The sequence below is a fragment of the Streptomyces sp. NPDC005566 genome (assembly GCF_040605575.1).
GTDB lineage: Bacteria > Actinomycetota > Actinomycetes > Streptomycetales > Streptomycetaceae > Streptomyces.
The window spans coordinates 56,403-82,303 of record NZ_JBEXDB010000011.1; the positions used below are offsets into that span (position 1 = coordinate 56,403).

20 protein-coding genes are annotated in these 25,901 nt (G+C 71.8%); 9 read left to right on the forward strand and 11 right to left on the reverse strand.

Going from position 1 to position 25,901, the window contains the following annotated elements; genetic code table 11:
• Positions 1-6: 6 nt before the first annotated feature.
• Both ABZS61_RS18895 and ABZS61_RS18900 read left to right on the forward strand, forming a co-directional pair.
• Positions 7-1,854, forward strand: a complete 1,848-nt coding sequence (locus ABZS61_RS18895) for a glycoside hydrolase family 3 protein (protein WP_356421987.1) — start codon at positions 7-9, stop codon at positions 1,852-1,854.
• Between the two features lie 106 nt (positions 1,855-1,960).
• Positions 1,961-2,575 carry a hypothetical protein gene (locus ABZS61_RS18900; protein WP_356421990.1) on the forward strand — a complete coding sequence of 205 codons (615 nt, stop codon included), beginning with the start codon at positions 1,961-1,963 and terminating at the stop codon, positions 2,573-2,575.
• Positions 2,576-2,632: 57 nt separating this feature from the next.
• Here ABZS61_RS18900 and ABZS61_RS18905 read toward each other — a convergent pair whose 3' ends face one another.
• The 3 genes from ABZS61_RS18905 to ABZS61_RS18915 all read right to left on the reverse strand — a co-directional run bounded on the left by ABZS61_RS18905 (position 2,633) and on the right by ABZS61_RS18915 (position 8,511).
• Positions 2,633-4,117: a S28 family serine protease gene (locus ABZS61_RS18905; protein WP_356421993.1), complete on the reverse strand. Its 1,485-nt coding sequence runs from the start codon at positions 4,115-4,117 to the stop codon at positions 2,633-2,635.
• A gap of 77 nt (positions 4,118-4,194) precedes the next feature.
• Entirely contained in the window at positions 4,195-4,677 is a 483-nt protein-coding gene (locus ABZS61_RS18910; protein WP_356421996.1) for a hypothetical protein, read from the reverse strand.
• Between the two features lie 69 nt (positions 4,678-4,746).
• Positions 4,747-8,511, reverse strand: coding sequence for an ABC transporter ATP-binding protein (locus tag ABZS61_RS18915; protein ID WP_356422502.1), 3,765 nt, complete (start codon positions 8,509-8,511; stop codon positions 4,747-4,749).
• Between the two features lie 281 nt (positions 8,512-8,792).
• On the opposite strand from ABZS61_RS18915, the gene ABZS61_RS18920 reads away from it, so the two are divergent.
• Positions 8,793-9,155: a hypothetical protein gene (locus ABZS61_RS18920; protein WP_356421999.1), complete on the forward strand. Its 363-nt coding sequence runs from the start codon at positions 8,793-8,795 to the stop codon at positions 9,153-9,155.
• A 76-nt stretch (positions 9,156-9,231) separates the two neighbouring features.
• Here ABZS61_RS18920 and ABZS61_RS18925 read toward each other — a convergent pair whose 3' ends face one another.
• From ABZS61_RS18925 to ABZS61_RS18935, 3 genes are all read right to left on the reverse strand, one after another.
• Positions 9,232-10,914, reverse strand: coding sequence for a thiamine pyrophosphate-binding protein (locus ABZS61_RS18925; protein WP_356422001.1), 1,683 nt, complete (start codon positions 10,912-10,914; stop codon positions 9,232-9,234).
• Positions 10,911-11,888, reverse strand: a complete 978-nt coding sequence (gene speB, locus ABZS61_RS18930) for an agmatinase (RefSeq protein WP_356422004.1) — start codon at positions 11,886-11,888, stop codon at positions 10,911-10,913. Before speB ends, ABZS61_RS18925 begins: the two co-directional genes overlap by 4 nt.
• Before the next feature lie 155 nt (positions 11,889-12,043).
• Complete coding sequence (locus tag ABZS61_RS18935; RefSeq protein ID WP_356422007.1) at positions 12,044-13,513, reverse strand: sodium:solute symporter; 1,470 nt, start codon at positions 13,511-13,513, stop codon at positions 12,044-12,046.
• A 121-nt stretch (positions 13,514-13,634) separates the two neighbouring features.
• Here ABZS61_RS18935 and ABZS61_RS18940 point away from each other — a divergent pair, with 121 nt between their 5' ends.
• Positions 13,635-15,074, forward strand: coding sequence for a PucR family transcriptional regulator (locus ABZS61_RS18940; RefSeq protein ID WP_356422010.1), 1,440 nt, complete (start codon positions 13,635-13,637; stop codon positions 15,072-15,074).
• 10 nt (positions 15,075-15,084) lie between these two features.
• Here the strand turns inward: ABZS61_RS18940 and ABZS61_RS18945 are convergent, their stop codons facing one another.
• The gene (locus ABZS61_RS18945; RefSeq protein WP_356422013.1) at positions 15,085-16,404 is read right to left on the reverse strand and encodes a GntR family transcriptional regulator; all 1,320 of its coding nucleotides are present in this window, start codon (positions 16,402-16,404) and stop codon (positions 15,085-15,087) included.
• 46 nt (positions 16,405-16,450) lie between these two features.
• Here ABZS61_RS18945 and ABZS61_RS18950 point away from each other — a divergent pair, with 46 nt between their 5' ends.
• The gene (locus ABZS61_RS18950; RefSeq protein ID WP_356422016.1) at positions 16,451-17,851 is read left to right on the forward strand and encodes an MFS transporter; all 1,401 of its coding nucleotides are present in this window, start codon (positions 16,451-16,453) and stop codon (positions 17,849-17,851) included.
• A 48-nt stretch (positions 17,852-17,899) separates the two neighbouring features.
• On the opposite strand, the gene ABZS61_RS18955 is transcribed toward ABZS61_RS18950, so the two are convergent.
• Positions 17,900-18,346: a hypothetical protein gene (locus ABZS61_RS18955; RefSeq protein WP_356422019.1), complete on the reverse strand. Its 447-nt coding sequence runs from the start codon at positions 18,344-18,346 to the stop codon at positions 17,900-17,902.
• Between the two features lie 107 nt (positions 18,347-18,453).
• Between ABZS61_RS18955 and ABZS61_RS18960 the strand changes: the two genes are divergently transcribed.
• Positions 18,454-18,864, forward strand: coding sequence for a Rid family hydrolase (locus ABZS61_RS18960; RefSeq protein ID WP_356422022.1), 411 nt, complete (start codon positions 18,454-18,456; stop codon positions 18,862-18,864).
• Positions 18,865-18,894: 30 nt separating this feature from the next.
• Here the strand turns inward: ABZS61_RS18960 and ABZS61_RS18965 are convergent, their stop codons facing one another.
• The gene (locus ABZS61_RS18965) at positions 18,895-19,236 is read right to left on the reverse strand and encodes a DUF5713 family protein (protein ID WP_356422025.1); all 342 of its coding nucleotides are present in this window, start codon (positions 19,234-19,236) and stop codon (positions 18,895-18,897) included.
• A gap of 135 nt (positions 19,237-19,371) precedes the next feature.
• Between ABZS61_RS18965 and ABZS61_RS18970 the strand changes: the two genes are divergently transcribed.
• Entirely contained in the window at positions 19,372-19,947 is a 576-nt protein-coding gene (locus ABZS61_RS18970; RefSeq protein ID WP_356422028.1) for a M23 family metallopeptidase, read from the forward strand.
• 107 nt (positions 19,948-20,054) lie between these two features.
• Here the strand turns inward: ABZS61_RS18970 and ABZS61_RS18975 are convergent, their stop codons facing one another.
• Positions 20,055-22,949 carry a BTAD domain-containing putative transcriptional regulator gene (locus tag ABZS61_RS18975; RefSeq protein ID WP_356422031.1) on the reverse strand — a complete coding sequence of 965 codons (2,895 nt, stop codon included), beginning with the start codon at positions 22,947-22,949 and terminating at the stop codon, positions 20,055-20,057.
• Positions 22,950-23,105: 156 nt separating this feature from the next.
• Positions 23,106-23,573, reverse strand: coding sequence for an Asp23/Gls24 family envelope stress response protein (locus tag ABZS61_RS18980; RefSeq protein ID WP_356422034.1), 468 nt, complete (start codon positions 23,571-23,573; stop codon positions 23,106-23,108).
• 265 nt (positions 23,574-23,838) lie between these two features.
• Here ABZS61_RS18980 and ABZS61_RS18985 point away from each other — a divergent pair, with 265 nt between their 5' ends.
• Both ABZS61_RS18985 and ABZS61_RS18990 read left to right on the forward strand, forming a co-directional pair.
• Complete coding sequence (locus ABZS61_RS18985; protein ID WP_356422036.1) at positions 23,839-24,996, forward strand: acyl-CoA dehydrogenase family protein; 1,158 nt, start codon at positions 23,839-23,841, stop codon at positions 24,994-24,996.
• Positions 24,997-25,016: 20 nt separating this feature from the next.
• Positions 25,017-25,892 (forward strand): acyl-CoA thioesterase II, encoded by an 876-nt coding sequence (locus ABZS61_RS18990; RefSeq protein ID WP_356422039.1) that lies wholly within the window; start codon positions 25,017-25,019, stop codon positions 25,890-25,892.
• Positions 25,893-25,901 lie beyond the last annotated feature (9 nt).

The window sequence follows — 25,901 nt, forward strand, 5'->3', positions numbered from 1 at the left end:
GCTCACGTGCACCACCGCACCTCCAGACGCACTCTTCTCACCGCCACCGCGGCCACCGTCGCCGCGGCAGCGACCGGCGTCGCCGCCGTTCCCGGGGCCGCCCAGGCATCCACGGGCACCTCCACGGACAGCCGTCTCAAGCGGCTCATCGCCCGGATGAGCCTGGAGGAGAAGGTCGGCCAGCTCTTCGTGATGCGGGTGTACGGGCACTCCGCCACCGCACCCGACCAGGCGGACATCGACGCCAACCTCGCCGAGATCGGCGTGCGCACCGCGGCCGAGCTGATCTCCACGTACCACGTCGGCGGCATCATCTACTTCGCCTGGGCGCACAACACCCGCGACCCGCACCAGATCGCGGACCTGTCCAACGGCATCCAGCGCGCCGGGCTCGCCGGGCCCACTCCCCTGCCGCTCCTCGTCTCCACGGACCAGGAACACGGGATCGTCTGCCGCGTCGGTGAGCCCGCCACCCTGATGCCCGGCGCGATGGCGCTCGGCGCGGGCGGCTCGCGCTCCGACGCGCGCACGGCCGGCCGGATCGCCGGGGCCGAGCTGGCCGCGCTCGGCATCAACCAGAACTACGCGCCGGACGCGGACGTCAACGTCAATCCGGCCAACCCTGTCATCGGCGTACGCTCCTTCGGCTCCGACCCGGAGTCGGTGGCCGGCCTGGTCGCCGCCCAGGTGAAGGGCTACCAGAGCTCCGGAATCGCCTCCACGGCCAAGCACTTCCCCGGCCACGGCGACACCAGCACCGACAGCCACACGGGCCTGCCCTACATCCACCACACCCGCGAGCAGTGGGCGGAGCTGGACGCCCCGCCGTTCCGGGCGGCCGTCGCCGCGGGCATCGACTCGATCATGACGGCCCACATCGTGGTGCCGGCCCTGGACCCCTCGGAGGATCCGGCCACCCTGTCCCGGCCGATCCTCACCGGCATCCTGCGCGAGGAGCTCGGCTACGACGGTGTCGTGGTCACCGACTCGCTCGGCATGGAGGGCGTGCGCACGAAGTACGGCGACGAGCGCGTCCCCGTGCTCGCCCTGCAGGCAGGCGTCGACCAGCTGCTCAACCCGCCGAACCTCTCCGTGGCGTGGAATGCCGTCCTCGACGCCGTGCGGAACGGCGAGATCAGCGAGGCCCGCATCGAGGAATCGATCCTGCGCATCCTGCGGCTGAAGTCGAAGCTGGGCCTGTTCCGGGACCCCTACGTCACCCACCGGGGCGTGGACCGCACCGTGGGCATCCGTACCCATCTCGCCGCCGCCGACCGGATCGCCGAGCGCACGACCACGCTGCTCGCCAACGCCGGTTCGCTGCTGCCGCTCTCCCGCCGCTCCCACCGGAACCTGCTCGTGGTCGGCGCCGATCCCGCCTCCCCGTCGGGCTCGACCGGACCACCGACCACGACGCTCGCCGCGGCGTTCGAGGAGCTGGGGTACACGGCCACCGCCCTGTCCACCGGCACCGCTCCCGCCCCGGCGAAGATCGCCGAAGCCGTGGCCGCCGCGCAGGGCAAGGACGCCGTGATCGTGGGGACGTACAACGTCACCGCGACGAGCTCCCAGCGCACCCTCGTCCAGGCCCTCACGGCGACCGGGGTCCCGGTCATCACCGTCGCGATCCGTAACCCGTACGACATCGCCCAACTGGCCGGCACCGGTTACGCCGCGAGCCTCGCCGCGTACTCCTGGACGGACGTCGAACTCCGGGCCGCCGCCCGGGTGATCGCGGGGCGGGCCGAACCCCGGGGCAAGCTGCCGGTCCCGGTACAGCGTGCGGACATCCCCGCGCAGGCGCTGTACCCGGTCGGCTACGGACTGTCGTACCAGACGTACGCCGCACCATAGGCGTACCGGCACCGAAGAGCGCAAAGCCCCCCGCTCGCCTGGCGTGTGCCCGCTCCGGCGGGTCACGCTGGGTGTACGTCTTCACGGACGTATCGGGGGGTCGACCATGTACGAGCACCGTGTCCCGGGCGTCCTGCGCGCCCTGCTGTCCGCACTCGCGGCGCTGTCCCTGAGCGCCTGCGGGCAGCCCGTGGGCGCCTCGGGGCCCGGGGCGGCCGACGGGCTGCGGGACAGTACCGCGCCGTCGGGCTACGGGGTGGTGTTCCTGGGGCCCGCCGACTGCAGTTCGCGCGGGGACGTGGTCCGTGAGGTGTCGTGCCGCAGCGAGAAGGCGGCGGCGCGGGTACTGACGCGGTACACGGGTGCGCCCTCGGAGGGGCCGGCCTGCCCGCCCTCGACCGATTTCGTCCTGCACGTCTCGGGGCGCGGCTCCTCCCAGGAGCCGGCCGTGCCCGGCGGGTACGCGTGCATGCGCAATCTGGAGTCCCCGCATCCGGGCGATCCGGGGCAGGGTGGAGGCCCGCTGACCGTCGTCGGTGACTGCGTCTACGGCTCGCGCGAGGGCGAGGTCAGGGAGACGGCCTGCGACGGATCGGGTGAGCGGCCACCGGAGTTCGTGGTCGGCTCCGCGGTGGAGCGGCGCGGCCTGTGCCCGGACACGACGGATCTCTTCGTGCAGCTGGGCGGGGAGACGCCGGTGGGCTGCGCGCGCCGGGTGTGAACCCCGGTGCGCACAGCCCACGTCGGCGTAGTCGCCGGCCAGGCCGGACAGGCCCGACTACGGCCGCAGTGTGCCCTCGTCCCGCTCGGACTCGGCGTCCCGCTTGTCCAGACGCGCGTCGAACTTCGCGAGCGGCTTCGCCTTCGCCGGGTCGGCCTCGACGGCCGCGGGGGCCACTCCGGCCCAGCGCAGGATGGCCGCGGTGGCGTTCGCCTTCTCGTCGGCGACGAGACCGGCGACCTTGGAACCGTGGTTGCCGCCCGGCACGGTGTAGACGTAGCTGTCACGCGCGCCCCTGCCGAGGCGGAAGGGCTCGGCACCCCACGGGTCGTTCTCCCCGTAGACGTACAGCATGTGCCGGGCGTTGTTCCTGACCCAGCTGTCGATGTCCCGCATCGCCGACGGCTGGAACTTCATGGAGATGTCGCGCGGTACGAAGTTGCGCGGCGGCTGGTACCCGTAACGGCTGAGGTTGCCGAGCCACGGCTGCCTGATGTCGGGCGATCCGAGCTGCGTACCCGCCTGGTAGTAGTACGGCGTGTACGTCCCCAGGCCCTGGTCGGCGTAGGACGCGAAGCCGGCGATGCCGTCGATCGAGTCCCAGATCTCCTCGTCGGTCGCCTTGGGGGCGTCGGCCGGGATGGCCTCGCAGTCGGCGAGCAGGCTGTACTGCCAGAACGCCCAGACGTAGTCCATGACGACGGCTTCGTACGCCTTGTCGAGCGAGCCCACGGTGTTGAAGGTGTAGCCGCTCTCGGCGGCGTACGCCTCGTACTTCTTCTCCAGCGGCCCGCGGCGGACGAGGGCCTCGCGCTGGACACCGGAGAGCCGGTCGCGGCACTCCTTGGTGCCGACGCCGGCGAGGAAGCGGTCGTACGCCGAGTCCTCGTTGTTGACCACGTCGTTGGGCGCGACGTAGGCGACGACGCCGTCCATGTCCTTCGGGTAGAAGCGCTCGAAGTAGGTGGCGGTCATGCCGCCCTTGGAGCCGCCGGTGGTCAGCCAGTTCTGGGAGTAGATCTTCTTCAGCGCGGTGAAGACACGGTGCTGGTCACTGGCGGCCTGCCAGATGTCGAGCTTCGACCAGTCCGTCGGCGCGGGACGGGACGGGGTGAAGAAGCGGTACTCCAGCGAGACCTGGTTGCCGTCGATGATCTGCGTCGGCTCGCTGCGGCTGGGGTTGGTCGAGACGTTGTAGCCGCTGGTGAAGAAGACCGTCGGGCGGCTCGTGTCCTTGTGCAGCAGGGTGATGCGCTGCTGGAACGTGCCCTTGGACGGCCTCTTGTGGTCGATCGGCTGGGTGTAGTTGAGGACGAAGTAGCGGTAACCGGGGTACGGCTTCTCCTCGATCAGACTCATGCCCGGGATGGCCAGGATGCGGTCCTTGATGTCCTCGCTGCTGCTCTCGCTGCTGCTGGTCGAGCCGCTGCTCTGCTTCGCGGTCGGTTCCGCGGCGGTGGCCGCACCGGCCGAGGCCCCCGTCGCACTCACTGTGCCTATGAGCACCGCGAGCGACAGGACCCCTCTGAGCGCCTTGCGCATGCACCCTCCCCTTGATTCACGACAGTCGCCGCGAACCTAGCCGGGGTAACACCTGCAACGCCAGACCCAGTTGTACGTCAGCACAGGATCCATCCGGTGGATGCCGATTTGCCCGCGATGGAACCGGACGCACGGACGCAGCGGTTGAGGGCGTGGACCGTGACCGGACCGGCCAGCTTGGTGAACGTGCCGCTGTCGACGGCCGCCCGGCCACCGCGCGGCTGCAGGGACACGCGCATGGCGCGGCGCGCACCCGGCTTGGCGGCGACGGTGACGGCGCACGCGTAGGCGCGGCTCTCGTAGACGCGCAGTGAGCCGGTGGAGAACGTCACCGTCTTGACCAGCCGTCCGGAACAGGCCGACGCGGCGTGGGCCGCACCCGAGGGGCCGAGTACCAGCCCGACGGCTCCGAGCAGCGGCAGGACGAACAGGAGGACCGCCACGCGTCTCCCTCCTGCGGGTCCTCCCGACGGTCTCGACGGCCTCAGCGGTCCCACCACCCCGTCCACCCCACCTGTTCCGTCTGTTCCATCGAACATTCCGAGCCGCACCAGACACATGTACGTATGTGCGTACGACGCCGGGACGGGCCGAAAGGTTCCGGGAACCGGTGGAGTGGCCGGACGGTGTCACACACCCGCCGGTGTGTCCTCCCCTATGTCCTCCCCTATGAAGGTGCGCCACAGCCGGGCGTACGTCCCGCCCCTGGCGAGCAGTTCGTCGTGCGTGCCGTCCTCGGCGACCCTGCCGTGGTCCATCACCACGACCCGGTCGGCGCGGGCGGCCGTCGTCAGCCGGTGTGCCACCACGAGCGTGGTACGGCGGCCGGTCAGCCGGTCGGTGGCCTGGTTGACCAGGGCCTCGCTGGCGAGGTCCAGGGAGGCCGTCGCCTCGTCGAGGAGGAGGACGTCGGGGTCGACCAGCTCGGCGCGGGCGAGGGCGATCAGCTGGCGCTGGCCGGCCGAGAGGTTGCGTCCCCGCTCGGCGACCTCGTGCAGGTAGCCGTCCTCCAGGGTGGCGATCATGTCGTGCGCGCCGACCCCCCTGGCCGCCGCCTCCACCTGCGCGTCGGTGGCGTCGGGCAGGCCGTAGGCGATGGCGTCGCGGACCGTACCGGCGAAGAGGTAGGACTCCTGCGGTACGACGCCGAGCCGGTGCCGGTACGCGGTCATGTCGAGTGCGCGCAGATCCGTGCCGTCCGCCGTGACCCGCCCGCTCGTCGGGTCGTAGAAGCGGGCGACGAGCTTGACGAGCGTGGACTTCCCCGCTCCGGTCTCACCGACGAACGCGACCGTCTGACCGGCCGGGATCCGCAGGTCGATGCCTGTGAGGGCCTCCTCCTCACCCTTCTCGCCGTCGAAGGACCCGTAGGCGAAGGAGACGTTCTCGAAGGCGATCTCGCCGCGCAGCGAGGAGACGTCCTGCGGCGCGTCGTGGTGGGCCGTGGAGGTGGGCTCCCGGAGGAGTTCCTGGATCCGGCCGAGGGAGACCGTGGCCTGCTGGTAGCCGTCGAAGACCTGGGACAGCTGCTGCACGGGGGCGAAGAACAGGTCGATGTAGAGGAGGTAGGCGACCAGCGCACCCGTGGTCAGCGTGCCGTTGTCGACGCGGCCCGCGCCGACGATCAGCACGGCGGCCGCCGCGACGGAGGCGAGCAGCTGCACGAACGGGAAGTACACGGAGATCAGCCACTGGCCGCGCACCCGGGCCTGGCGGTAGTGGTCGCTGCGGGCCGCGAACTGCTCGGCGCCGTCCTGCTCGCGCCGGAACGCCTGCACGATCCGCAGGCCGGAGACGGACTCCTGGAGGTCGGCGTTGACGACGCTGATGCGTGTCCGGGCCAGCTCGTACGCCTTGACGCTCTTGCGGCGGAAGAAGAACGTGCCGACGATCAGCAACGGCAGCGTCGCGAAGACGACCAGGGCCAGCTGGACGTCGAGGACGAGCAGGACGACGGTGATGCCGAAGAAGGTGACGACGGAGACGAAGGCCGTGACCAGCCCGGTCTGGAGGAAGGTGGACAGCGCGTCCACGTCCGTCGTCATCCGGGTCATGATCCGGCCGGTCAGCTCGCGCTCGTAGTAGTCGAGGCCGAGCCGCTGGAGCTGCGCGAAGATCTTGAGGCGGAGCGAGTACAGCACGCGTTCGCCCGTACGACCGGTCATCCGGGTCTCGCCGATCTGGGCCGCCCACTGCACGAGGACCGCGAGCAGACCGAGACCCGCCGCCGCCCAGACCGCGCCGAGCGCCATCTTGGTGACGCCGTCGTCGATGCCGTGCCGGATCAGTACGGGCAGGAGCAGGCCCATGCCCGCGTCGACGGCGACCAGTGCCAGACTCACCAGCAGCGGGAGCCCGAAGCCGCGCAGCAGCCTGCGCAGCCCGTACGACTCCTCGGGACGGACCGCGCTCGCCTCGTCGATGCCCGGGGCGTCCGTGGCGGGCGGCAGCGCGTCGACCTGGGCGAGGAGCTCGGGGGTCGCGGGCATTCCGGCCGCGGCCGTGTCGCGCTGCTCCTCCTTGCGGATCCACAGCTCGGGGGTGACGCCGCGCTCGGCGTCGAACTCGGCCTCCAGTTCCTCCTGGAGCGCGCGGTCGTCGTCCTCGGGCGCCCCCGTCACGACCGGCCGGTGGCCCGGGGAGGTGCCGCCCAGTTCGTCGGGGTCGGTGAGGAGCCGGCGGTAGAGCGCCGAGCGCTGCTCCAGCTCCGCGTGCGTGCCGATGTCCGCGAGCCGCCCCTGGTCGAGGACCGCGATGCGGTCGGCGAGGCCGAGGGTGGAGCGGCGGTGCGCTATCAGCAGGGTCGTGCGGCCGGCCATGACCTGTGCCAGGGCCTCGTGGATCTCGTGTTCCACCCGGGCGTCGACGGCGGAGGTGGCGTCGTCGAGGAGCAGCAGTCGGGGGTCGGTGAGGATGGCGCGGGCGAGCGCGACGCGCTGGCGCTGGCCGCCGGAGAGGGTGAGCCCGTGCTCGCCGACCGTGGTGTCGTACCCCTCGGGCAGCTCGGAGATGAAGCCGTGGGCCTGGGCGGCGCGGGCGGCCTGCTCGATCCGCTCCTGGGTGGCCCCCGGAAATCCGTACGCGATGTTGGCGCGGATCGTGTCGGAGAAGAGGAAGCTGTCCTCCGGTACGAGCCCGATGGCGGCCCGGAGCGAGTTCTGGGTCAGCTCGCGGACGTCGTGGCCGCCGACGACGACGGCGCCGTGCGTCACGTCGTAGAAGCGGGGCAGCAGGAGCGCGACGGTGGACTTGCCACTGCCGGAGGCACCGACGACGGCGACCGTCTCGCCGGGCTCGACGGTGAGGGAGAAGCCGTCGAGTACGGGGCGCTCCTCGTCGTAGCCGAAGCGCACGTCGTCGAACTCGACGCGGGCGGGGGCGTCGGCCGGGAGCGCCTTCGTACCGTCCTGCATGGACGGTTCGGTGTCGATCAGCTCCAGGACGCGCTCCACACCGGCCCGTGCCTGCTGGCCGACGGTCAGGACCACGGCGAGCATCCGGACGGGGCCGACAAGCTGGGCGAGGTAGGTGGAGAAGGCGACGAACGTGCCGAGGGTGATCTCGCCGCGGGTGGCGAGCCAGCCGCCGAGCGCCAGCATGGCGACCTGGCCGAACGCGGGGACGGCCTGGAGGGCGGGGGTGTAGCGGGAGTTCAGCCGGATGGTGCGCAGCCGGCCCGCGAAGAGCCGGCGGCTGACCTCGCGGAGCTTGCCCGTCTCCTGTTCCTCCTGCCCGAACCCCTTGACGACCCTGACTCCGGACACGGCCCCGTCGACCACTCCGGCGACGGCGGCGGCCTGGCTCTGCGCGTACCAGGTGGCGGGGAAGAGGCGGGTGCGGGAGCGGCGGGCGATGAACCAGAGGGCGGGGGCGACGGCGAGGGCGATGAGGGTGAGGGGCAGCGAGAGCCACGCCATGATCACCAGGGAGATGATGAAGAGCAGGATGTTCCCGATGGTCATCGGGAGCATGAAGAGGAGCCCCTGGATCAGCTGCAGGTCGCTGGTGGCACGCCCGACGACCTGTCCGGTGGACAGCTCGTCCTGCCGCTTCCCGTCGAGCCGGGTGATCGTCGTGTACATCTCGGTACGCAGGTCGTGCTGTACGTCGAGGGCGAGCCGGCCGCCGTAGTAGCGGCGGACGAAGGTGGCGGCGTAGACGAGGACGGCGGCGCCGATGAGGAGGCCGGTCCAGACGCCGAGGGAACGGGTGTGGTCGCCGACGACATCGTCGATGATCACCTTGGTGATCAGCGGGACGAGGGCCATCACGGCCATACCGGCGAGCGACGACCCGAGTGCCAGCACGACGTTGCGCCGGTAACGCCACGCGTATCCGGTCAGCCGCCGGCCCCACCCCTGCTGGTCGGCGCCCTGTTCCTCCGCGCCCTGCACCTTCGTGCCCGCCACCCCGTGCCTCCAGTCCGCCCCGCTGTCCCGCCTGACCTACCGCACGTCACCAACGCGGTCAGCTGCGGATTTCATCCCGCTGCAACAATTCTCGGCCCATGGTCGGAGACGGTACTCGGGTGGTCCTAGGACCACCCGGGGTGAACGGGGCGCCCTCGGCCGGGCTTCCGCACGCCGGGCGGGCGGGTTCGGCCGGTGGGGGACCCGGGTAGTGATGTCCGCTGACGGACTCGGGAACGACGTCGACGACTGCGACAAGGGGCTCCATGCCGAACAGCCGGCACGCGGAGGCATTCCGCTGCGGACAGCTCTACGCCGCATTGGCAGCGCTGCAGAAGTGCAGCGACGGACCGCATCATTCGCTGGGCCTGCCCTCGACGGTGAAGGACATCGTGAGATCACCGTCGAAGGTGCTCAACGAGCATCTGTGGCGGGTCGGGAAGTACCTGATCACTGCGCACAACAAGGGGCGGGGAGCGGAGGCGGCGGTGCTGTTCCGGTCGATCCCCGATCTCCTGCCGACGCGGAAGGAACCTCCGTTCGCCCTCGACGCCGGGCAGCGGGAGCAGTTCCACCTCGGTGTCGAGGCCCAGAGGGCCGAGATCGCGAAGGCCCTTCAGTCGATGTAGGTGCCCGGAGCACCCGAAGGCATAGCCGTCCGCGCACCCGGGGCACGGCTCACCGGGGTGCGCGGACGGCAGGTGCTCACAGGTGTGTCGGCTCGAACATCCTCAGCAGGGCGGGGAGCACGACCACCGACGGGCCGGGGCTCGCCAGGGCCTTCCCCAGGTCGGCGGCCAGGGACTCCGGCGTCGTGAGGACCGCGGGGACGCCGAAGGACTCGGCCAGGGCGACGAAGTCCGGCCGGGTCAGTTCCGTCGCCGTGGCCTCGCCGAAGGCACCCGTCATGTACTCGCGCAGGATGCCGTAGCCGCCGTCGTCGACGATCAGCCAGGTGACGGGCAGGTCGTACTGCCGCGCGGTGGCGAGCTCGGCGATCGAGTACATCGCGCCGCCGTCGCCGGAGACCGCCAGCACGGGCTTCGAACGGTCGGCCGCCGCTGCGCCGATCGCGGCCGGGAAGCCGTAGCCGAGGCCGCCCGCGCCCTGTGCCGAGTGCATCGTGTTGGGGTGGCGGGCGTCGAACGCGGACCAGGCCCAGTAGGCGAGGATCGTCATGTCCCAGAAGCTGGGCGAGGTGTCGGGCAGTGCCTCGCGGACCGAGGCGAGCACCTGCTGCTCCAGGGTGAGGTCCTGGGCGGCGATCCTGTCGTGGACGGCCCCCAGCACAGCCGCGACGCGCTCGGGCGCGGTCTCGTCCTCGCGGGTCTCCACCGCGTCCAGGAGGTCGTCGAGGGCCTCGCGGGCGTCGGAGTGGATGCCGAGTGCGGGGTGGTTGGACTCCAGCTTCCCGGCGTCGGCCTCGATCTGGATGACCCGGCCGCGGGGAGCGAACGTGTGGTAGTTCGAGGAGAGTTCGCCGAGCCCGGAGCCGACGACCAGCAGCACGTCCGCGGACTCCAGGAAGTCCGTGGTGTGCCGGTCCTCCAGCCAGGACCGGAGCGAGAGCGGGTGCTCCCAGGGGAAGGCGCCCTTGCCGCCGAACGTGGTGACGACCGGGGCGTTGATCTTCTCCGCGAGCGCGCGCAGCTTGCCGGTCGCGTCGGACCGTACGACTCCGCCGCCCGCGATGATCGCGGGCCGCTCGGCGTTCGACAGCAGGTGGGCTGCCGCGACGGTCAGTTCGGGGCGCGGGTACAGCTCGCGCGGGGTCGCGTCGAGTGCGCTGACGACCGGCAGGACCGTCTCGGCGAGCAGCACGTCCTGCGGGATCTCCACCCAGACCGGCCCGTGCGGAGCGGTGAGGGCGGACTCCCAGGCGGCGGCGATCGCGGACGGGATCTGCGAGGCCGTGCGCACGGTGTGCACGGACTTCACGATGTCGCGGAACGACGCCTTCTGGTCGCGGAGCTCGTGCAGGTAGCCGTGGCGTCCGCCGCCGAGCCCGGCGGTCGGGATCTGGCTGGAGATCGCCAGCACGGGTGCGGACGCCGCCGCCGCTTCCTGGAGTGCGGCGAGGGAGGTCAGCGCGCCCGGCCCGGTGGAGAGGAGCAGCGGGGCGACCTCTCCGGTGATCCGGCCGTAGGCGTCGGCGGCGAAGCCCGCGTTGTTCTCGACGCGCAGCCCGATGTAGGCGAGGGAGGAGCGCCGCAGCGCGTCGAACATGCCGAGCGCGTGCTGGCCGGGCAGTCCGAAGACGGTGGTGGCGCCGAGGCCCTGGAGGGTCTCGACCACGAGGTCTCCGCCGTTGCGTCCGGCCGGCGGGTTCAGGGCCGCCTCGGCCTGCGCGGGGGTGAGCCTGGGCCGGTCGTCGTGGTCGTGGCTCACTTGCCCTGTGCTCCCTTGGCCGCCGCGATCTGGCGGGCCATGATCGTCGTGAGTTCGTACGCCGTGTGGGAGGCGGCGACGGAGGTGATCTCCGCGTGGTCGTACGCGGGGGCCACCTCGACCAGGTCGGCGGAGACCAGGTTGCAGGAGGAGAGGCCGCGCAGGATCTCCAGGAGCTCGCGCGAGGTCAGGCCGCCGGCCTCGGGGGTGCCGGTGCCGGGGGCGTGGGCCGGGTCCAGGACGTCGATGTCGATGGAGATGTAGAGCGGCCGGTCGCCGATGCGCTGGCGCAGCTGGTCGGCGATCTCGTCGACGCCGCGCCGCATGACGTCGGCGGAGGTGACGATGCCGAAGCCCATCTTCTCGTCGTCGGTGAGGTCCTGCTTGCCGTACAGCGGGCCGCGCGTGCCGACGTGGGAGAGCGCCTCGGTGTCGAGGATGCCCTCCTCGACGGCCCGGCGGAACGGGGTGCCGTGGGTGTATTCGGCGCCGAAGTAGGTGTCCCAGGTGTCCAGGTGGGCGTCGAAGTGGAGCAGGGCGACGGGGCCGTGCTTCTTGGCGACGGAACGCAGCAGGGGCAGCGCGATGGTGTGGTCGCCGCCGAGCGTCATCAGGCGCGCGCCGGTGGAGAGCAGGTCGTCCGCGGCGGCCTCGACCGTGTCGACCGCCTCGTTGATGTTGAACGGGTTCGCGGCGATGTCACCGGCGTCGGCGACCTGGGCGAGGGCGAACGGGGAGGCGTCCTGCGCCGGGTTGTAGGGGCGCAGGAGGCGGGAGGCCTCGCGGATGGCGTTGCCGCCGAAGCGCGCGCCAGGACGGTAGGAGACGCCGCTGTCGAAGGGCACGCCGACCACGGCGATGTCGGTGGTGCCGACCTCGTCGAGCCGCGGCAGCCGGGCGAACGTCGCGGGACCGGCGTACCGCGGGACGCGGGAGGAGTCGACGGGGCCGCGCGGCGTTTCGTTGCTGCTCATGGGGCGGAGTGCCTTTCCTTCGGTTTTCGTACGGTATCCAGTGTGCGGGGTGCGGCGGTGTGCCGGCCCCCACGGCAACGGGTTCCGTCCTCGAACGCCGGACGGGCCCGGATTGCGCGATCAGGCCCGGCCGGCGATCGAGGACGACGAGGGGGTCAGGTGGTGGCCGGCTCCGGGGCAGGCGCCGGTTCGGCCTCCGCACCCCGGCCCGCCAGCCGTTCGCGCCAGGCGACGAGCACGGCGGCGTCCGTCGGCCTGGTCGCCAGCGAGACGATCACGTACACGGCGAGCGAGGCGAGCAGTCCGTAGTAGACGGGCTCGTTGGCGAGGATCCCGTACGTCGCCATCAGTCCGATCACCGCGACGCCGCCCACGGAGACAGCAGCCAGGGCGCCTGCCGCGGTGCCCCTGCGCCACAGGAGGCCGCCCAGGATCGGCACCAGCAGCCCGCCGACGAGCAGGTTGTAGGCGACGGTCAGGGCTTCGACGACGTTGTTGAGCGCGATGGCGATGGCGATGACCGCGATGCCCATGATCAGGATGAAGACCCGGTTGCCCTTCACCTCGTCGTGCTCCTCGCCGTCCCCCCTGCCGACGGCGCCCCGCAGCCGCGACCAGATGTCGTTGTTGGCCACGGTCGCGCAGGCGATCAGTGCCCCGGAGGACGTCGACATCACCGCGGCGAGCGCGGCTGCCAGCACCAGGCCGCGCACACCGACCGGCAGTTCGTCCTTGACGATGGTCGCGAAGGCGGCGTCCGCGCTGGGCAGCTTCGGGTACATGACCTTGGCGGCCGTGCCGATGACGGCCCCGGCGACCGCGTACACCAGGCAGTAGGTACCGGCGACGGTTCCGCCCCAGCGTGCCGTGCGGTCGCTGCGGGCCGTGAACACGCGCTGCCAGATGTCCTGGCCGATCAGCATGCCGAAGGTGTAGATCAGGACGTACGTGAAGATCGTCTCGCCGCCGATGCCCAGCGGGTCGAAGTACTCGGTGGGCAGCTGGGCCTTCATCTCGCTGAAGCCGCCCGCCTTGACGACCGCGATCGGCAGGAGCAGCAGCAGGACGCCGATCGTCTTGACGACGAACTGCACCATGTCGGTGAGCGTGATCGACCACATGCCGCCGAGCGTGGAGTACGCGACGACGATGGCGCCGCCGAGGATGATCGAGACGGTCCGGTTCATGTCGAAGAGGACGTCGAAGATGGTGGCGTACGCGATGGTCGAGGTGACCGCGAGCATCAGTGTGTAGGCCCACATGACGACGCCGGATATGAGCCCGGCCCTGCCGCCGTAGCGCAGGTCGAGCATCTCGGAGACGGTGTAGACCTTCAGCCGGGCGATGCGGGCCGAGAAGAAGACCGACAGGGCGAGCAGCCCGAGGCCGATGGTGAAGACCATCCAGGCGCCGGAGAGCCCGTACTGGTAGCCGAGGCCGACCCCGCCGATCGTCGAGGCGCCACCGAGGACGATCGCGGCCATGGTGCCGGAGTACATCCAGGGGCCGAGCCGCCGGCCGGCGACCAGGAACTCGCTCTTGGACTTGGCGCGGCGCATGCCCCACCAGCCCATGGCGAGCATGCCGGCCAGATAGACGACGATCACTGCGTAGTCGACAGCCATGGGCTTCCTCCGTCTCGTCTCGATACACGGGTCGTGTGTCGTGAAGACGGTAGGTGGCCGGAAGCCGACGCTGAAGTGTACGTTTCATCCACTCCCAGCCCTTCGAATGGATGGACCGTCCATGTCGGACTCCCCCGCCGGGCCGCCGACCCCGCCCATCCCCCTGGCCGAGCTGCTGGCCAGGGAGGAACTCGGGCTGCGCCGGATCGCCGGTCCGGACCGCGCGGATCTGCTGTGGGTGCACACCTCGGAGATGGCCGACCCGTACCCGTACCTGCTCGGCGGCGAGCTGCTGCTGAGCGCCGGGGTACTGCTCACCGATCCGGACACGTACGTGGCCCGGCTGGTGGAGGCGGGCGCGGCGGCGCTCGGTTTCGGGGTGGCGCCCGTGCACGACACGGTGCCGGCGGCGCTGGTGGAGGCCTGCGACCGGCATGGTCTGCCGCTGCTCGAGGTACCCCCCGAGACCCCGTTCACGGCGATCGCGCGGGCGGTGTGGCGGCTGATGGCGGAGGCCCGCCACCGCGAGCTGCGCCGGGTGACCCGCGCCCAGCAGGCCCTGGCGACGGCTGCCGCCCGGCCCGACCCGGTGCCCGCGGTGCTCCACCAGCTCGCCGTACAGCTGGAGGGCCGGGTGGTGCTGCTCACCGGGGAGGGCGAGGAGCTGCACACGGCGGGCGGCCATCCGCCGCCGGACGAGCGGGCCGCCCTGGCCCAGCTGTGCCGGGTGGTCTCCTCCGGCCGGCGGGCCTCCCCGGCTTCCGCGACCGACACCCTGGACGGCACGCAGCTCGCCGCCTACGCGCTGAGCGGCGGGCAGGGGCTGGCCCTGGCTCTGGCGACCCGTCGGCGCCATCCCGGCGACCACACCGTCGCCGGGATCGCCGTCGTCCTGCTCGCCCTGCTGACCGCTCCGCACCAGGGCGCGGGCGCGGCGGGCCGTGCGGCGGCGCTCGTACGGATGCTGCTGGGGGCGCCCCCGGAGCAGGTGGCCCCTCTCCTCTCGGACGACGGCGCACCCTGGACGGTGGTCCATGCCCGCCGCACGGACGGCACGGTCCCCGACCCGCTCACCGCGGGAGCCCTCGGTGCGTCGCTGGGCTCCGCCCTGGTCGACACGAACGGCGAAACGGTACGGGTCCTGCTCACCGGCCACCGCGGGGCGACGGCGCAGCCGGGCTGGATCCTCGGCGCGTCCGCCCCCTCCCCCGCCGAGGCCCTGCCCGCCGCCGACACCGAGGCCGCCCGCGCCCTGGGCCGCGCGGAGGCCACCCGCTCCCCGCTGGCCGCACACCGTGCCGGTCCCGGAGGCCTCGCGGCCCTGGTCCCGGCCGACCGGGCCGAGGCCCACGCCCGTACCCTCCTGGCCCCCCTCACCGCACCCCTGGCCGAGACGCTGCGGTGCTGGCTGAGCCTGCACGGCAGCTGGGACCGGACGGCCGTGGCCCTGCGGGTCCACCGCAACACGGTCCGCCAGCGCATCGCACGCTGCGCGGAGCTGCTGGACGCGGACCTGGACGACATGGACGTGCGCGCGGAGCTGTGGCTGGTGCTGCGCTGACGTACGGGTCCTAACCGCCGTACACCGCTTGCGACTCCGCGAGGGTGTCCGCGAAGTCACGTGCGAGGAGCTGGGATTCGGTGGGGGTGAGGGTCGCGGTGGTGACGCGTACGCCGGGTGGGGTCGCGATACGGAAGCGGGTGCCCGCCGCGGTCCACCAGCCGCGCGTGCGCAGCCCGTTGACGACGGCGGACTCGTCCCGGACGGGCACCCACACGTTGAGGCCGCTCACGCCGTGGGAGTTGATGCCGTGCTGCCCCAGCGCGGTGCGCAGGGCCTCGCGCCGGGTGGTGTACGTGCGGGCGGCCCTGCCCACCAGCCGGGTCACCGCCGGGTCGGTCAGGAGCTCCGCGACGGTGGTTTGCAGGATGTGGCTGACCCATCCGGAGGTCAGCAGCATCCGGCCGTCGTGGCGCGCGAGGGTGGCGGGGTCGCAGGCGAGGGCGGCCCAGCGCAGATCGATGCCCAGGTGTTTGGACACGGTGCGCACCTGCGCCCAGCGGGGCAGCGCGCCGGAGGTCAGGCTCACCGCGGGCGCGCCGGCGATGTCCGCGTTGTGATCGTCCTCCACGACGAGTACGTCGGGGAAGTCGCTAAGCACGGACAGGAGTTCGTCCCTGCGCCCGACGGTGAAGCGCGCGCCGGACGGGCTCTGGGCGCGGGGGCTGCACACCAGCGCGCGTGCGCCCGCGCGCAGGGCCGCCCGCAGCGCCTCGGGGCGGATGCCCTCGTCGTCGACCGTCACCGGCAGCATGCGCAGCGCGAGTGCCGGGACGAGGTCGAGGAGGTGGTGGAAGCCGGGATCCTCCACGGCCACGGCATCGCCGGGTCTGAGTTCGGTGGACAGCAGCCGGGCGATGCAGTCGAGCGCTCCGTGGGCGAACGTCACGGAACCGGTGGGCACGCCGTCGCGGGCGAACCAGTCGCGGGCCGCCTCCTCGAGTGCGGCGAGCCTCGGCGCGGCCCGGTGCGATCCGGGCACGGGCTCCACCCGCGCGGGCGGGGTCAGCGCCGGAAGGCAGGCGGGATCGGGGTGCCCGCCCGCCAGGTCACGGAGTCCGGACGGCACCTGTGGAGGGCGTCGGGAAGTGACGACGGGAGCGGATGCCACCACTGTGCCGCCGCGCCCCAGGGTCACCACGACCCCGCGCCCGCGCAGCTCCTTGTAGGCGGCCGCCGCCGTGCCCGCGCTCACGCCCAGCTCCTGGGCGAGCCGGCGCACCGGGGGCAGCGAGGTGCCCGGCCGGAGCGTGCCGTCGGCCACGCGGCTTTCGACCGAGGCGGAAATCTCTCTGGCCGTGCCACCCGTGATCCCATATTGTTCTGCCACAGATACAAGTTTGTACCGATACAAAATATGTGTCAAGGGGGATCTGATGCAGCCGACACCGAGCCGCGTCCCGCTCGTCCGGCGCCTTGCCGTCCCGGGCGGCCGGGACGGACGGCTGATGCTGGTGGTCGCGGTCGTCGACAAGGTCGGCACCGGACTGTGGATGGGCGTGGCGACGCTCTACTTCGTCTACGTGACGCATCTGTCGGTCTCTCAGATCGGCCTGCTGCTGGGGGTGTCCGGCATCCTCGGCATCGCCGGGCCCCCGCTCGCCGGGCGGCTGGCCGACCGCTTCCCCGTCACCCGCCTCCTGGTCGCCGCCCAACTGGCCAGGGGAGCTGCCCTGGTGGCGTTGCTGACCACGCACGACTTCGCACTGCTGGTCCTGTACTCGGCACTGGGCGCGCTGCCCGACCGCGCATCGAGCGTGCTGACCAAGCTGTTCGCCGCACGCGTGGCCGGCCCGCAGCGCGTCCGCTACCAGGCGATCCAGCGCACCGCGGTGAACATCGGCTGGGCCGTGGGCGGAACGGGAGCCGCTGCCGTACTCACGGTCGGAACCGTCCTCGCCTACCAGGTACTGCTGCTCGCCAACGCCGCGTCCTACCTGGCCATGGCGGTCCTCACACTCCGGTGCACGGAGCCGCCCACCCCCGGCCGTGTCGTCGCCGGGTCCGGTGGCGCCGTCGGCGGGGAGGCCCGCCCGGTCGCGCGCACCGACGGGGCGACGCCCTGGCGTGACCGCCGCTATCTCGCCTTCACCGGTACGGAGATCTGGCTGTTCCTGGACGACAGCGTGCTCCAGGTCGGATTCCCGCTGTGGATCGTCCACGCCACCAGCGCCCCGGTCGGGCTGGCGCCCCTCGTGCTCGTCCTCAACAGCGTTCTGGTGATAGCGCTCCAGGTCCCCCTGTCCCGCTTCGGGGAGACCCGGGCCGCGGCCCGCCGCCTGCTCGTCCCGATCGGTGCCGCGTTCCTCACGGGAGGAGTGGCGCTCGCGGCCTCCGCCGGAGGCGGCCCCTGGTTCGCCACCGGCGCTGTCGTCGTCGCGGCCGTCGCCTTCACCCTGGCGGAGATCCTGCACTCCCTCTCCTCCTGGGAACTCTCCGTCGCCCTCGCACCCCCTGAGGCGCAGGGCGCCTACCTCGGGGTGCACGGCCTGGCCCAGTCGGCGCAGCGCAGTCTGGGGCCTGTCGTCGTCGGGGCCGCCGTGGGCGCCGGCCCGTTGGCCTGGCCTGTGCTGGGCGCCACCCTGGCCCTGGCCTGCCTGGCCCAGCACCGGCTGGTCCGGCCGAAGGCCGCCCCACCGTCCCGGACCGCGGCGCCGGTGGCCGGGAGTTGCGGGTCCTCCGACGCCGCTCCGGACGCCGCTCCGGACACCGCCGAAGTATCGCCCCGGCCGAGTGCCGCCAAGCCGACGGGAGCGGGGCAGCCCGACGGCTCCTGACGCCCCAGGGGCCCCGGACCTGTTGTCAGTACCGCCTGGGACGGGCCGTCACCCGTGGGGACGGGCCGGGGTGTCACCGTTCGTCGCGGGCATCAGTGCCATCCTGACGAGCGTGCCCGAGTCGTTGATCAGCAGTTCCGGCACGTGGTTCTCGTAGAACCGGATCTGCCCGATGACGCCCTGGGTCCCGCAGTGGTGAGCCAGCCGCTCCAGGAGCGCGTCCAGGTCGGGCAGGAGCTCGGCATGCACCTCCTGCCGCGCGGTCAGTGACCAGCCGTCGCCGGTTCGGGCGACCTCTCCCACCAGGAGCCCGCCGATGCGCATCGCCGGACCGCGTTCGGCGAGCAGCGGCACCAGGTCGTCCGGCTCGTCGCCCGGTTCGCAGTCCTGACCGTCCGGATGCGTTCCGAGGTGCCGGCGAAGATCGTCCATGACGGTGCCCGGCACGGAGGCACGGAGGTCCAGTGCGAGATCCACTGCGTACATGTCACCCATTCACGCAGCCTAGGGGCCCTCGGCACGCGGGCCGGCCGAAAAGACGATGCTGAGGCGGAGAACTCTTGTGAGGATGAGGACTCTTCGACCCAGGAGGCCTGGACAGCATGCCCGGTACCGTCACGTTGATCCGTTCCGCCCAGTTGTCCGACGTCGCCGAGTACGCCTACGCGGCCACGGCACCCGCCGGCGCACGGCCGGTCTTCCTCGCCGGGGCGTGCCCGCTGAACGAGGACGGCTCCACGGCGGCTGTCGGTGACTACGCGGGCCAGGCGGCGAAGGCGTTCGAGAACATGCGGACCGCTCTCGCGGCCGCGAACGCCTCCCTGGAGGACGTCATCAGTACGCGGGTGCTCGTCGCGTCCACGCGGCGGGAGGACCTGGTGGCCGCCTGGGATGTGGTCCGGGCGGCGTTCGGTGAGCATGACGCCCCGAGTACGTTGCTGGGAGTCACCGTGCTCGGCTACACCGACCAGCTCGTGGAGATCGAAGCCGTCGCCGCGGTGCTCGACTCCTGACACGGATCCCGACGCCGCCCCCGTCTTCCGTCACCACTCCCGGGTGGCGATCAGCTCCTCCACGTCCGCGTCCGCGAACCCGTACGCCGTCGCGATGGACCAGAAGTTCTCGGCGATCTCCTCGCGGGCGACCGTCTCGATCTCACTCCCGGCCTCCTCGAACTCGGCTTCCAGAGCGTTGAACTCATCGGTCGCCGCTGTCGTCAGCGCGTACAGGGCGGTCAGGTCGGCGGGCCGCTCCGCCTCGATCCGTTCGCAGAGCCGGATGAGGACGGCCTTGCCCTTGTCCACGACGTGGTCGGGGAAGTACCCGTCCTCGTACAGCCCCCGCAGGAACGCGTACTCCGTCATGCGCTGGTTCGTGATCGCCACGGCGATCCCCCCGTCCACTCGGTGATCCGTCGTCCCGATGCTGCACCACGCCACTGACAACACGGGGCGGAATGTATCCGCCGTGTATGCCCGCCTCCTTGAATCGCCGTGTCACCCGACGACAAGGGGAGAACCATGCACAGGAATTTTCGCCGGTCGCTGATCACCATGAGCGCGGTCGCGGCCACCGTGCTCACCGTTCCGGCCGCTGTCGCGGCGCCGGTCGTGGACTCGTCGGAGGCCGCCGTGGCCGCGCGGCCCGCCTTCAAGATGCCCTTCGAGTGCAACCAGACGTGGCTCGGCAGCAATTGGTCGGGGCACAGTCCCGCGCACGCGATCGACTGGAACCACTACGACGCGAACGGCACCCCTGACGACGAGGGCCGCCGGGTGTTCGCCAGTGCCGGTGGCACGGTGCTCGAGTCGTATTACTCGACGGGCGCCGGATACGGGAACACGATAGTCATCGGCCACGGCGGCGGCTGGCAGACGCGGTACGCCCACCTGAAGACGCGTTCGGTGGCCGCGGGCGCAACGGTGAACGTGGGCCAGCTGATCGGCGAGGTCGGCAACACGTCCGCCCTCTACGACATCACCCCGCACCTGCACTACGAGCAGAAGCTCAACGGATCGGTCGTCGTCGCGGTCGTCCAGGGCGTCACGTGGAGCGACTACCTCAAGCGCAACCAGGTCAGCAAGAACAGATGCTGACGCACCGCCGGGTGCCGGCGGGAGGACGGGCCGGCACCCGGTGACCCCCTGTGCCAGGTGCGGGTGCGACGGCGGTCGCACCCGCACCTGTTCCGCGTCGGCGCCGCTCAGCGCATCGAGCGGAGCTTCGCGTCCACCAGTCCGGCCTCGTCGGACAGGCCCAGGCGGCGCCAGGTCGCGAGGGAGCGGTGGAAGTACTGCCGCGCGGTCTGCTTGCGGCCGGTCGCGTCGTGCAACTCGCCCAGCAGGCCGGCCACCCGGGCCTCGGCGCGGCGGTCCCCGAGCTGCTGCTGCACAGCGAGTGCCCCGATCAACAGCGCCGATGCCTCACCGGAGTCGCCCTGGCGCAAGCACAGTTCCGCGATGCTCTGCTGCACGTACGCGGCGCAGTGCAGGTCGGCCAGCTCGTCGAAGATGCCGAGGGCGCGTTCCAGCTCGCCACGCGCCGCCTGCGGTTCGCCACGCAGTTCGTGCAGCACGGCGACCCTGCGGCGCACCTGTGCCTCGCGGTGCCGGTCCCCGTCGGCACGGGACAGCTCCAGGGCCCCGCGCAGCCAGCCGGCCGCGGTCCCGGGGTCCTTGCGCTCCAGCCAGACGGAGGCGATCGCGTTGCGTGCCACTGCCTCGCCGTGCCGGTCGCCGGCCGCGGCGAATTCCTGGAGCGCGGCGGTGAACGTCCCGAGCGCGGTGCCGAGATCGCCCACGACCCGGTGGACCGAGCCGGACCCCACCGCGGCGATCGCCTCCCCCGTCGGGTGACCGAGCTCGGCGAAGAGCGCCCTGGCCCGGTCGAAGGAGGCGAGCGCGTCGGGGTACCGGTCCTGGTAGAGGTGCAGCTGGCCGAGGTTGCGCAGCAGGGCCGCCGCCCTGAGGTCGTCGTGGTGCGGCATGGCGTCGAGCACGAGCCGGTGGGTCCGCAGCCAGTCCCCGTAGTAGCCCCGCATGTCGAAGAAGCCCGCCAGTTCGATCGCGAGGTCGGCGGCCCGGTCGGTCCGCCCGAGCCGGACGGCTGCGTCGACGGCGGCGACGAGGTTGCGGTGCTCGCTCTCGAACCAGTCCACGGGCCGGGCGCGCACGGTGGAGGCGAGAGCGTGCGCCGGTCCGTCCGGTAGGTCCCGCTCGTCGGGGTCGCCCAGCACACCGAGGAAGCGGGTGGGCATGGCGGCGTTGGCGGAGCGGGAGAGGGCGATGAGCGCGTCGATGACCCTCAGGCGCCGCCGGAGCCGTATCTGCTGGTTGTCCGTCAGGGCGATCTCGCGGGCGTAGGACCGCAGCAGGTCGTGCATCCGGTAGCGGTTCAGACCGAGTTGATCCTTGCCCACGACTTCGACGAGGTGTTCGTCGAGCAGGGTCTCCAGGCCCCCCTCGGTCTCGCCGTCGCACCCCGTCGCAACGGCGACGAGCCAGCCCGGGACGGCGTCGTCGGGCAGGTCACCGAACGTGCGGAAGGCATGGGCGGCGGGCTCGGGCAGATGGCGGTAGCTGAGTTCGGCGCCGGCGCGCACCTCCAGCTCACCCCCGGAGCCGACCGCCCCGAGGCGGCCGCGCTCGTCGCGCAGCGAGTCGGCCAGCGTGCCGACGCTCCAGCCGGGCCGGTTCACGAGCCGGGCGGCCGCGATCCGTACCGCAAGCGGCAGTGATCCGCACTCGGCGAGGACACGGTCGGCGTCGGCCCCCTCCCTGCGCAGCCGGTCCGCGCCGACGATGGCCCCGAACAGGGCGCGGGCGTCGTCGTGCCGCATGAGCCCGAGCGGGCAGGCGTGCGCCGGCAGACCGGGCATCCGGCGCCGCGAGCTGACCAGTACCGCCGAGCCGCCGGTGCCCGGGAGCAGCGGGCTCACCTGTGCGCTGTCCAGGGCGTCGTCGAGCACGATGAGGAAGCGCCGCTGGGCCAGTCGGGATCGGAACATCGCTGCGCGTTCGCCCGGTTCACCGGGTATCGCGCTGTCGATGACGCCCAGGCCACGCAGCATCTCGGCCAGGACGTCCGTCGCCTCGCGGGGGCACTCGCTCGTTCCGGCCAGGTCGGCGAAGAGCTGCCCGTCGGGGAACGCGTCACGCACCCGGTGGGCCACATGCACGGCCAGCGTGGACTTCCCCGCGCCCGGCGGCCCGGACACCGCCGCGACCACGGGCTGCCGGCCGGCGGTGGACAGTAACGCCTCCAGGTCCGCGACTTCGACGGCGCGGCCGGTGAAGTCGGGTATGTCCATCGGGAGTTGGCAGACGGGAACGGGTGTTGCCGCGCGGCGGCGGCCGGCGTAGCCGTTGACCTCGGCGCCGATGGCCCGCAGCGGTTCGCTCGGCCCGATCCCGAGCTCGGCGGCGATCACGTGCTCCGCCTCGGCGTACGCGGCCCGCGCCTCGGCGCTGCGGCCCGCGTCGTTCAGCGCGTGCACGAGCATCCGCCACAGGTCCTCCCGCAGGGGGCTCTCGGTCAGTCGGGACCGCAGGCCGGAGACCAGGTGGGCGTAGTCCCCGAGCCGGAGCCGCAACTCCAGGCACTCGTCGGCCGCGACCGACCTCAGCCCTTCCAGGCGCGTGATGGCCGGGTCCCACACCACGCTGGAGGCCACGTCCTGGAGCACCCCGCCCCGCCACAGCCCCAGGGCCGTTTCGTAGGCGCGCAGGGCGGCGGCGTCGTCACCGCGGTCGCGGGCGGTACGGGCCGCCGCGAGCTGCTGCTCGAAGAGCAGCATGTCCACCTGCCCGGGTGCGACGTCGAGCGAGTAGCCGGAGGTCTCGGTGCGCAGTCCGTCGACCGCCGCGGGGGGCAGCCGCAACCGTAGCGTCCGTACATACGTGCGCACGTTGGCGACCGCGGACCGAGGTGCGCCCCCGGGCCACAGGACCTCCGTCAGCAGGTCCAGTGAGACGAAGCCGTTCGGCTGGAGCAGCAGAGTCGCCAGTACGGCCCGGGGTTTGGCTCCCCCGAACCGTACCGGGACTCCGTGCGCCCTCACCTGGAGCGGCCCCAGGACTCCGAATACCGGCTCCCCCACCGCAGGCCTCCGCACTTTCGGCAACTGCGGTGCAGCGTAACGATGTTCGAAGACTCTCCAGAGGAAATCCGGGTGACGGCCCCCACCCGATCCGTTCGGCGCCCGCCGCCGGTCCCGGCGCCTCGGCGGGCGGGACCCGGCGGGCGGGCGCGCGGCTCACTGCACGCGGGCGGACGTCCGGCGGCGGCTCTCCTCCTCCTCGCCGTCCTCGTCCTCGTCCTCACCCGGGACGTGGACGTCGAAGACGTTGATGTTGATCTCGACGACCTCCAGACCGGTCATCGTCTCCACCGCGTCCGTCACGTGAGTCCTGACCTGCTCGGCGAGCTCATGGATCGGGACGCCGTACTCCACCTCGATGTCGACATCGATCGCCGTCTGCTTCTCCCCCACTTCCACCTTGACGGCGCGTCCGTGCCCGGACGACCCGGACATCCGGCCGGTGACGGCACCCAGGGCCTTCGCTGCTCCTCGGCCGACGGAATGCACGCCGTCGGTCTCGCGGATGGCGATTCCGGCGATGGTGGCCACCACGTTGTCGGCGATGGTGGTCCTGCCCCGCCCGGCCCGGCCCCCGTTCCTGTCTGTCGTTGCACTCCCGCCCAGGGACTCGACATCAGCCATGACTGCCTCACAGAGGGTTGTGGCGACGAGGCTGCCCTCGTCCTCGTCGGCTCCTCATTCACTGTGCGCCCGACGGTCGCCCACCGCCATTTGGGTGTACGCAGCGCTCGGAGTCAGCACTCTCCGCTACGGGTGCCTCAGGAGGTGCGGGCGTGCTGAGCATCACCCTGGACAGCCGCTGTGACCGCCGGGTAACTTTGACCAGAACTGAGCAAGCGCTTAGCCACCCCGCATCGAAGCTGCAGCTGACACCAGGAGGCATCCCGTGCGCCGTACGGTTTACAACGAGGACCACGAGGCGTTCCGGGAGACCATCCGCGCCTTCATCGCAGCCGAGGTCGTCCCCGTCTACGACGAGTGGTTCGCCGCGGGTCAGGCGCCGCGCGAGTTCTACCTCAAGCTCGGCGAGCTGGGTGTCTTCGGCATCGAGGTGGACGAGGAGTACGGCGGCGCCGGCATCGACTCGCACAAGTACGAGGCCGTGATCTACGAGGAGACCGCCCGCGCCGGTGTCTCCTTCGGCGGCTCAGGTGTGCACACCCTGCTCGGCCTGCCGTACATCAAGATGCTCGCCAGCGACGAGCAGAAGAAGCGCTGGCTGCCGAAGTTCGCCACCGGCGAGGAGATGTGGGCCCTCGCGATGACCGAGCCGGGCACCGGTTCCGACGTCGCGGGCATGAAGACCACTGCCAAGCTCTCCGAGGACGGCACGCACTACGTCCTCAACGGCTCCAAGACCTTCATCACCGGTGGCGTGCATGCCGACCGCGTGATCGTGTGCGCACGCACGTCCGCGCCCCGCGAGGACGACCGCCGCTTCGGCATCTCCCTGTTCGCCGTGGACACCAAGTCGGCGGGCTACTCCGTCGGCCGCAAGCTGGACAAGCTCGGCCTGAAGGTCTCCGACACCGCCGAGCTCGCCTTCGTCGACGTCAAGGTGCCCGTCGAGGACCTGCTCGGCGAGGAGAACAAGGGCTTCGGCTACCTCGGCACCAACCTGGCGTCCGAGCGCTGGGGCATTGCCTTCGGCGCCTACGCGCAGGCCGCTGCCGCTGTCCGGTTCGCCACGGAGTACGTGCAGGACCGCACGGTCTTCGGCAAGACCGTCGCCTCGTTCCAGAACACCAAGTTCGAGCTGGCCGCCTGCCAGGCCGAGGTGGACGCCGCCCAGGCCGTCGCCGACCGCGCACTGGAGGCCCTCGACGCCGGCGAGCTGTCCGCCGCCGAGGCCGCCTCCGCGAAGCTGTTCTGCACCGAGGTCGCACACCGCGTGATCGACCGCTGCCTCCAGCTGCACGGCGGCTACGGCTTCATGAACGAGTACCCGATCGCCCGCCTGTACGCGGACAACCGGGTCAACCGCATCTACGGCGGCACCAGCGAGGTCATGAAGTCGATCATCGCCAAGTCCATGGGCCTGTAAGAGCGGCTACGTTCTTCTCCATGAGCGCAGCACTTGAATCCCTGCTCGATCTGCTCGACCTGGAGCAGATCGAGCAGGACATCTTCCGGGGCACGAGCCGCAGCGCGGTCGTGCCCCGGGTCTTCGGCGGCCAGGTCGCGGCGCAGGCGCTGGTCGCCGCGGGCCGTACGGTCCCGGCGGACAGGTCGGCCCACTCCCTGCACGCGTACTTCCTGCGCCCCGGGGATCCGGGCGCACCGATCGTCTACACCGTGGACCGCATCCGTGACGGGCGGTCCTTCGCGACCCGCCGGGTCGTCGCGGTGCAGCACGGCAAGCCGATCTTCCACCTCTCGGCCTCCTTCCAGGCGCACGAGGAGGGCATGGACCACCAAGCGCCCATGCCGCCCGCCCCGGACCCGGAGACCCTGCCCACCGCCGCGCAGATGCTGCCCCGGTACGCGGACCGCTTCGCCGATCCGCTGATGGTGGACCGGCTGCTCGAGGCGCGGGCGGCGGTCGACCTGCGGTACGTGGACGCCCCTCCGTTCGCCACGGCGGGCGAGCCGCGCGAACCGCGGTCCCAGGTGTGGTTCCGGACGCACGGCAAGCTGGCGGACGACCCGCTGCTGCACGTCTGCATGGCCACGTACGTCTCCGACATGACGCTGCTCGACTCGGTGCTGCTCGCCCACGGGCGCGGCGGCTGGGCGGTCGGTGACGTGGTGGGGGCCAGCCTGGACCACGCGATGTGGTTCCACCGGCCCTTCCGCGCCGACGAATGGCTGCTGTACGACCAGGAGTCGCCGTCCGCCTCCGGCGGGCGCGGTCTCGGCCAGGCCCGGATCTACACGGCGGACGGACAGCTCGCCATCACGGTCATCCAGGAGGGCGTGGTCCGCGTCCCGCGGGACTGAAGACCCGTA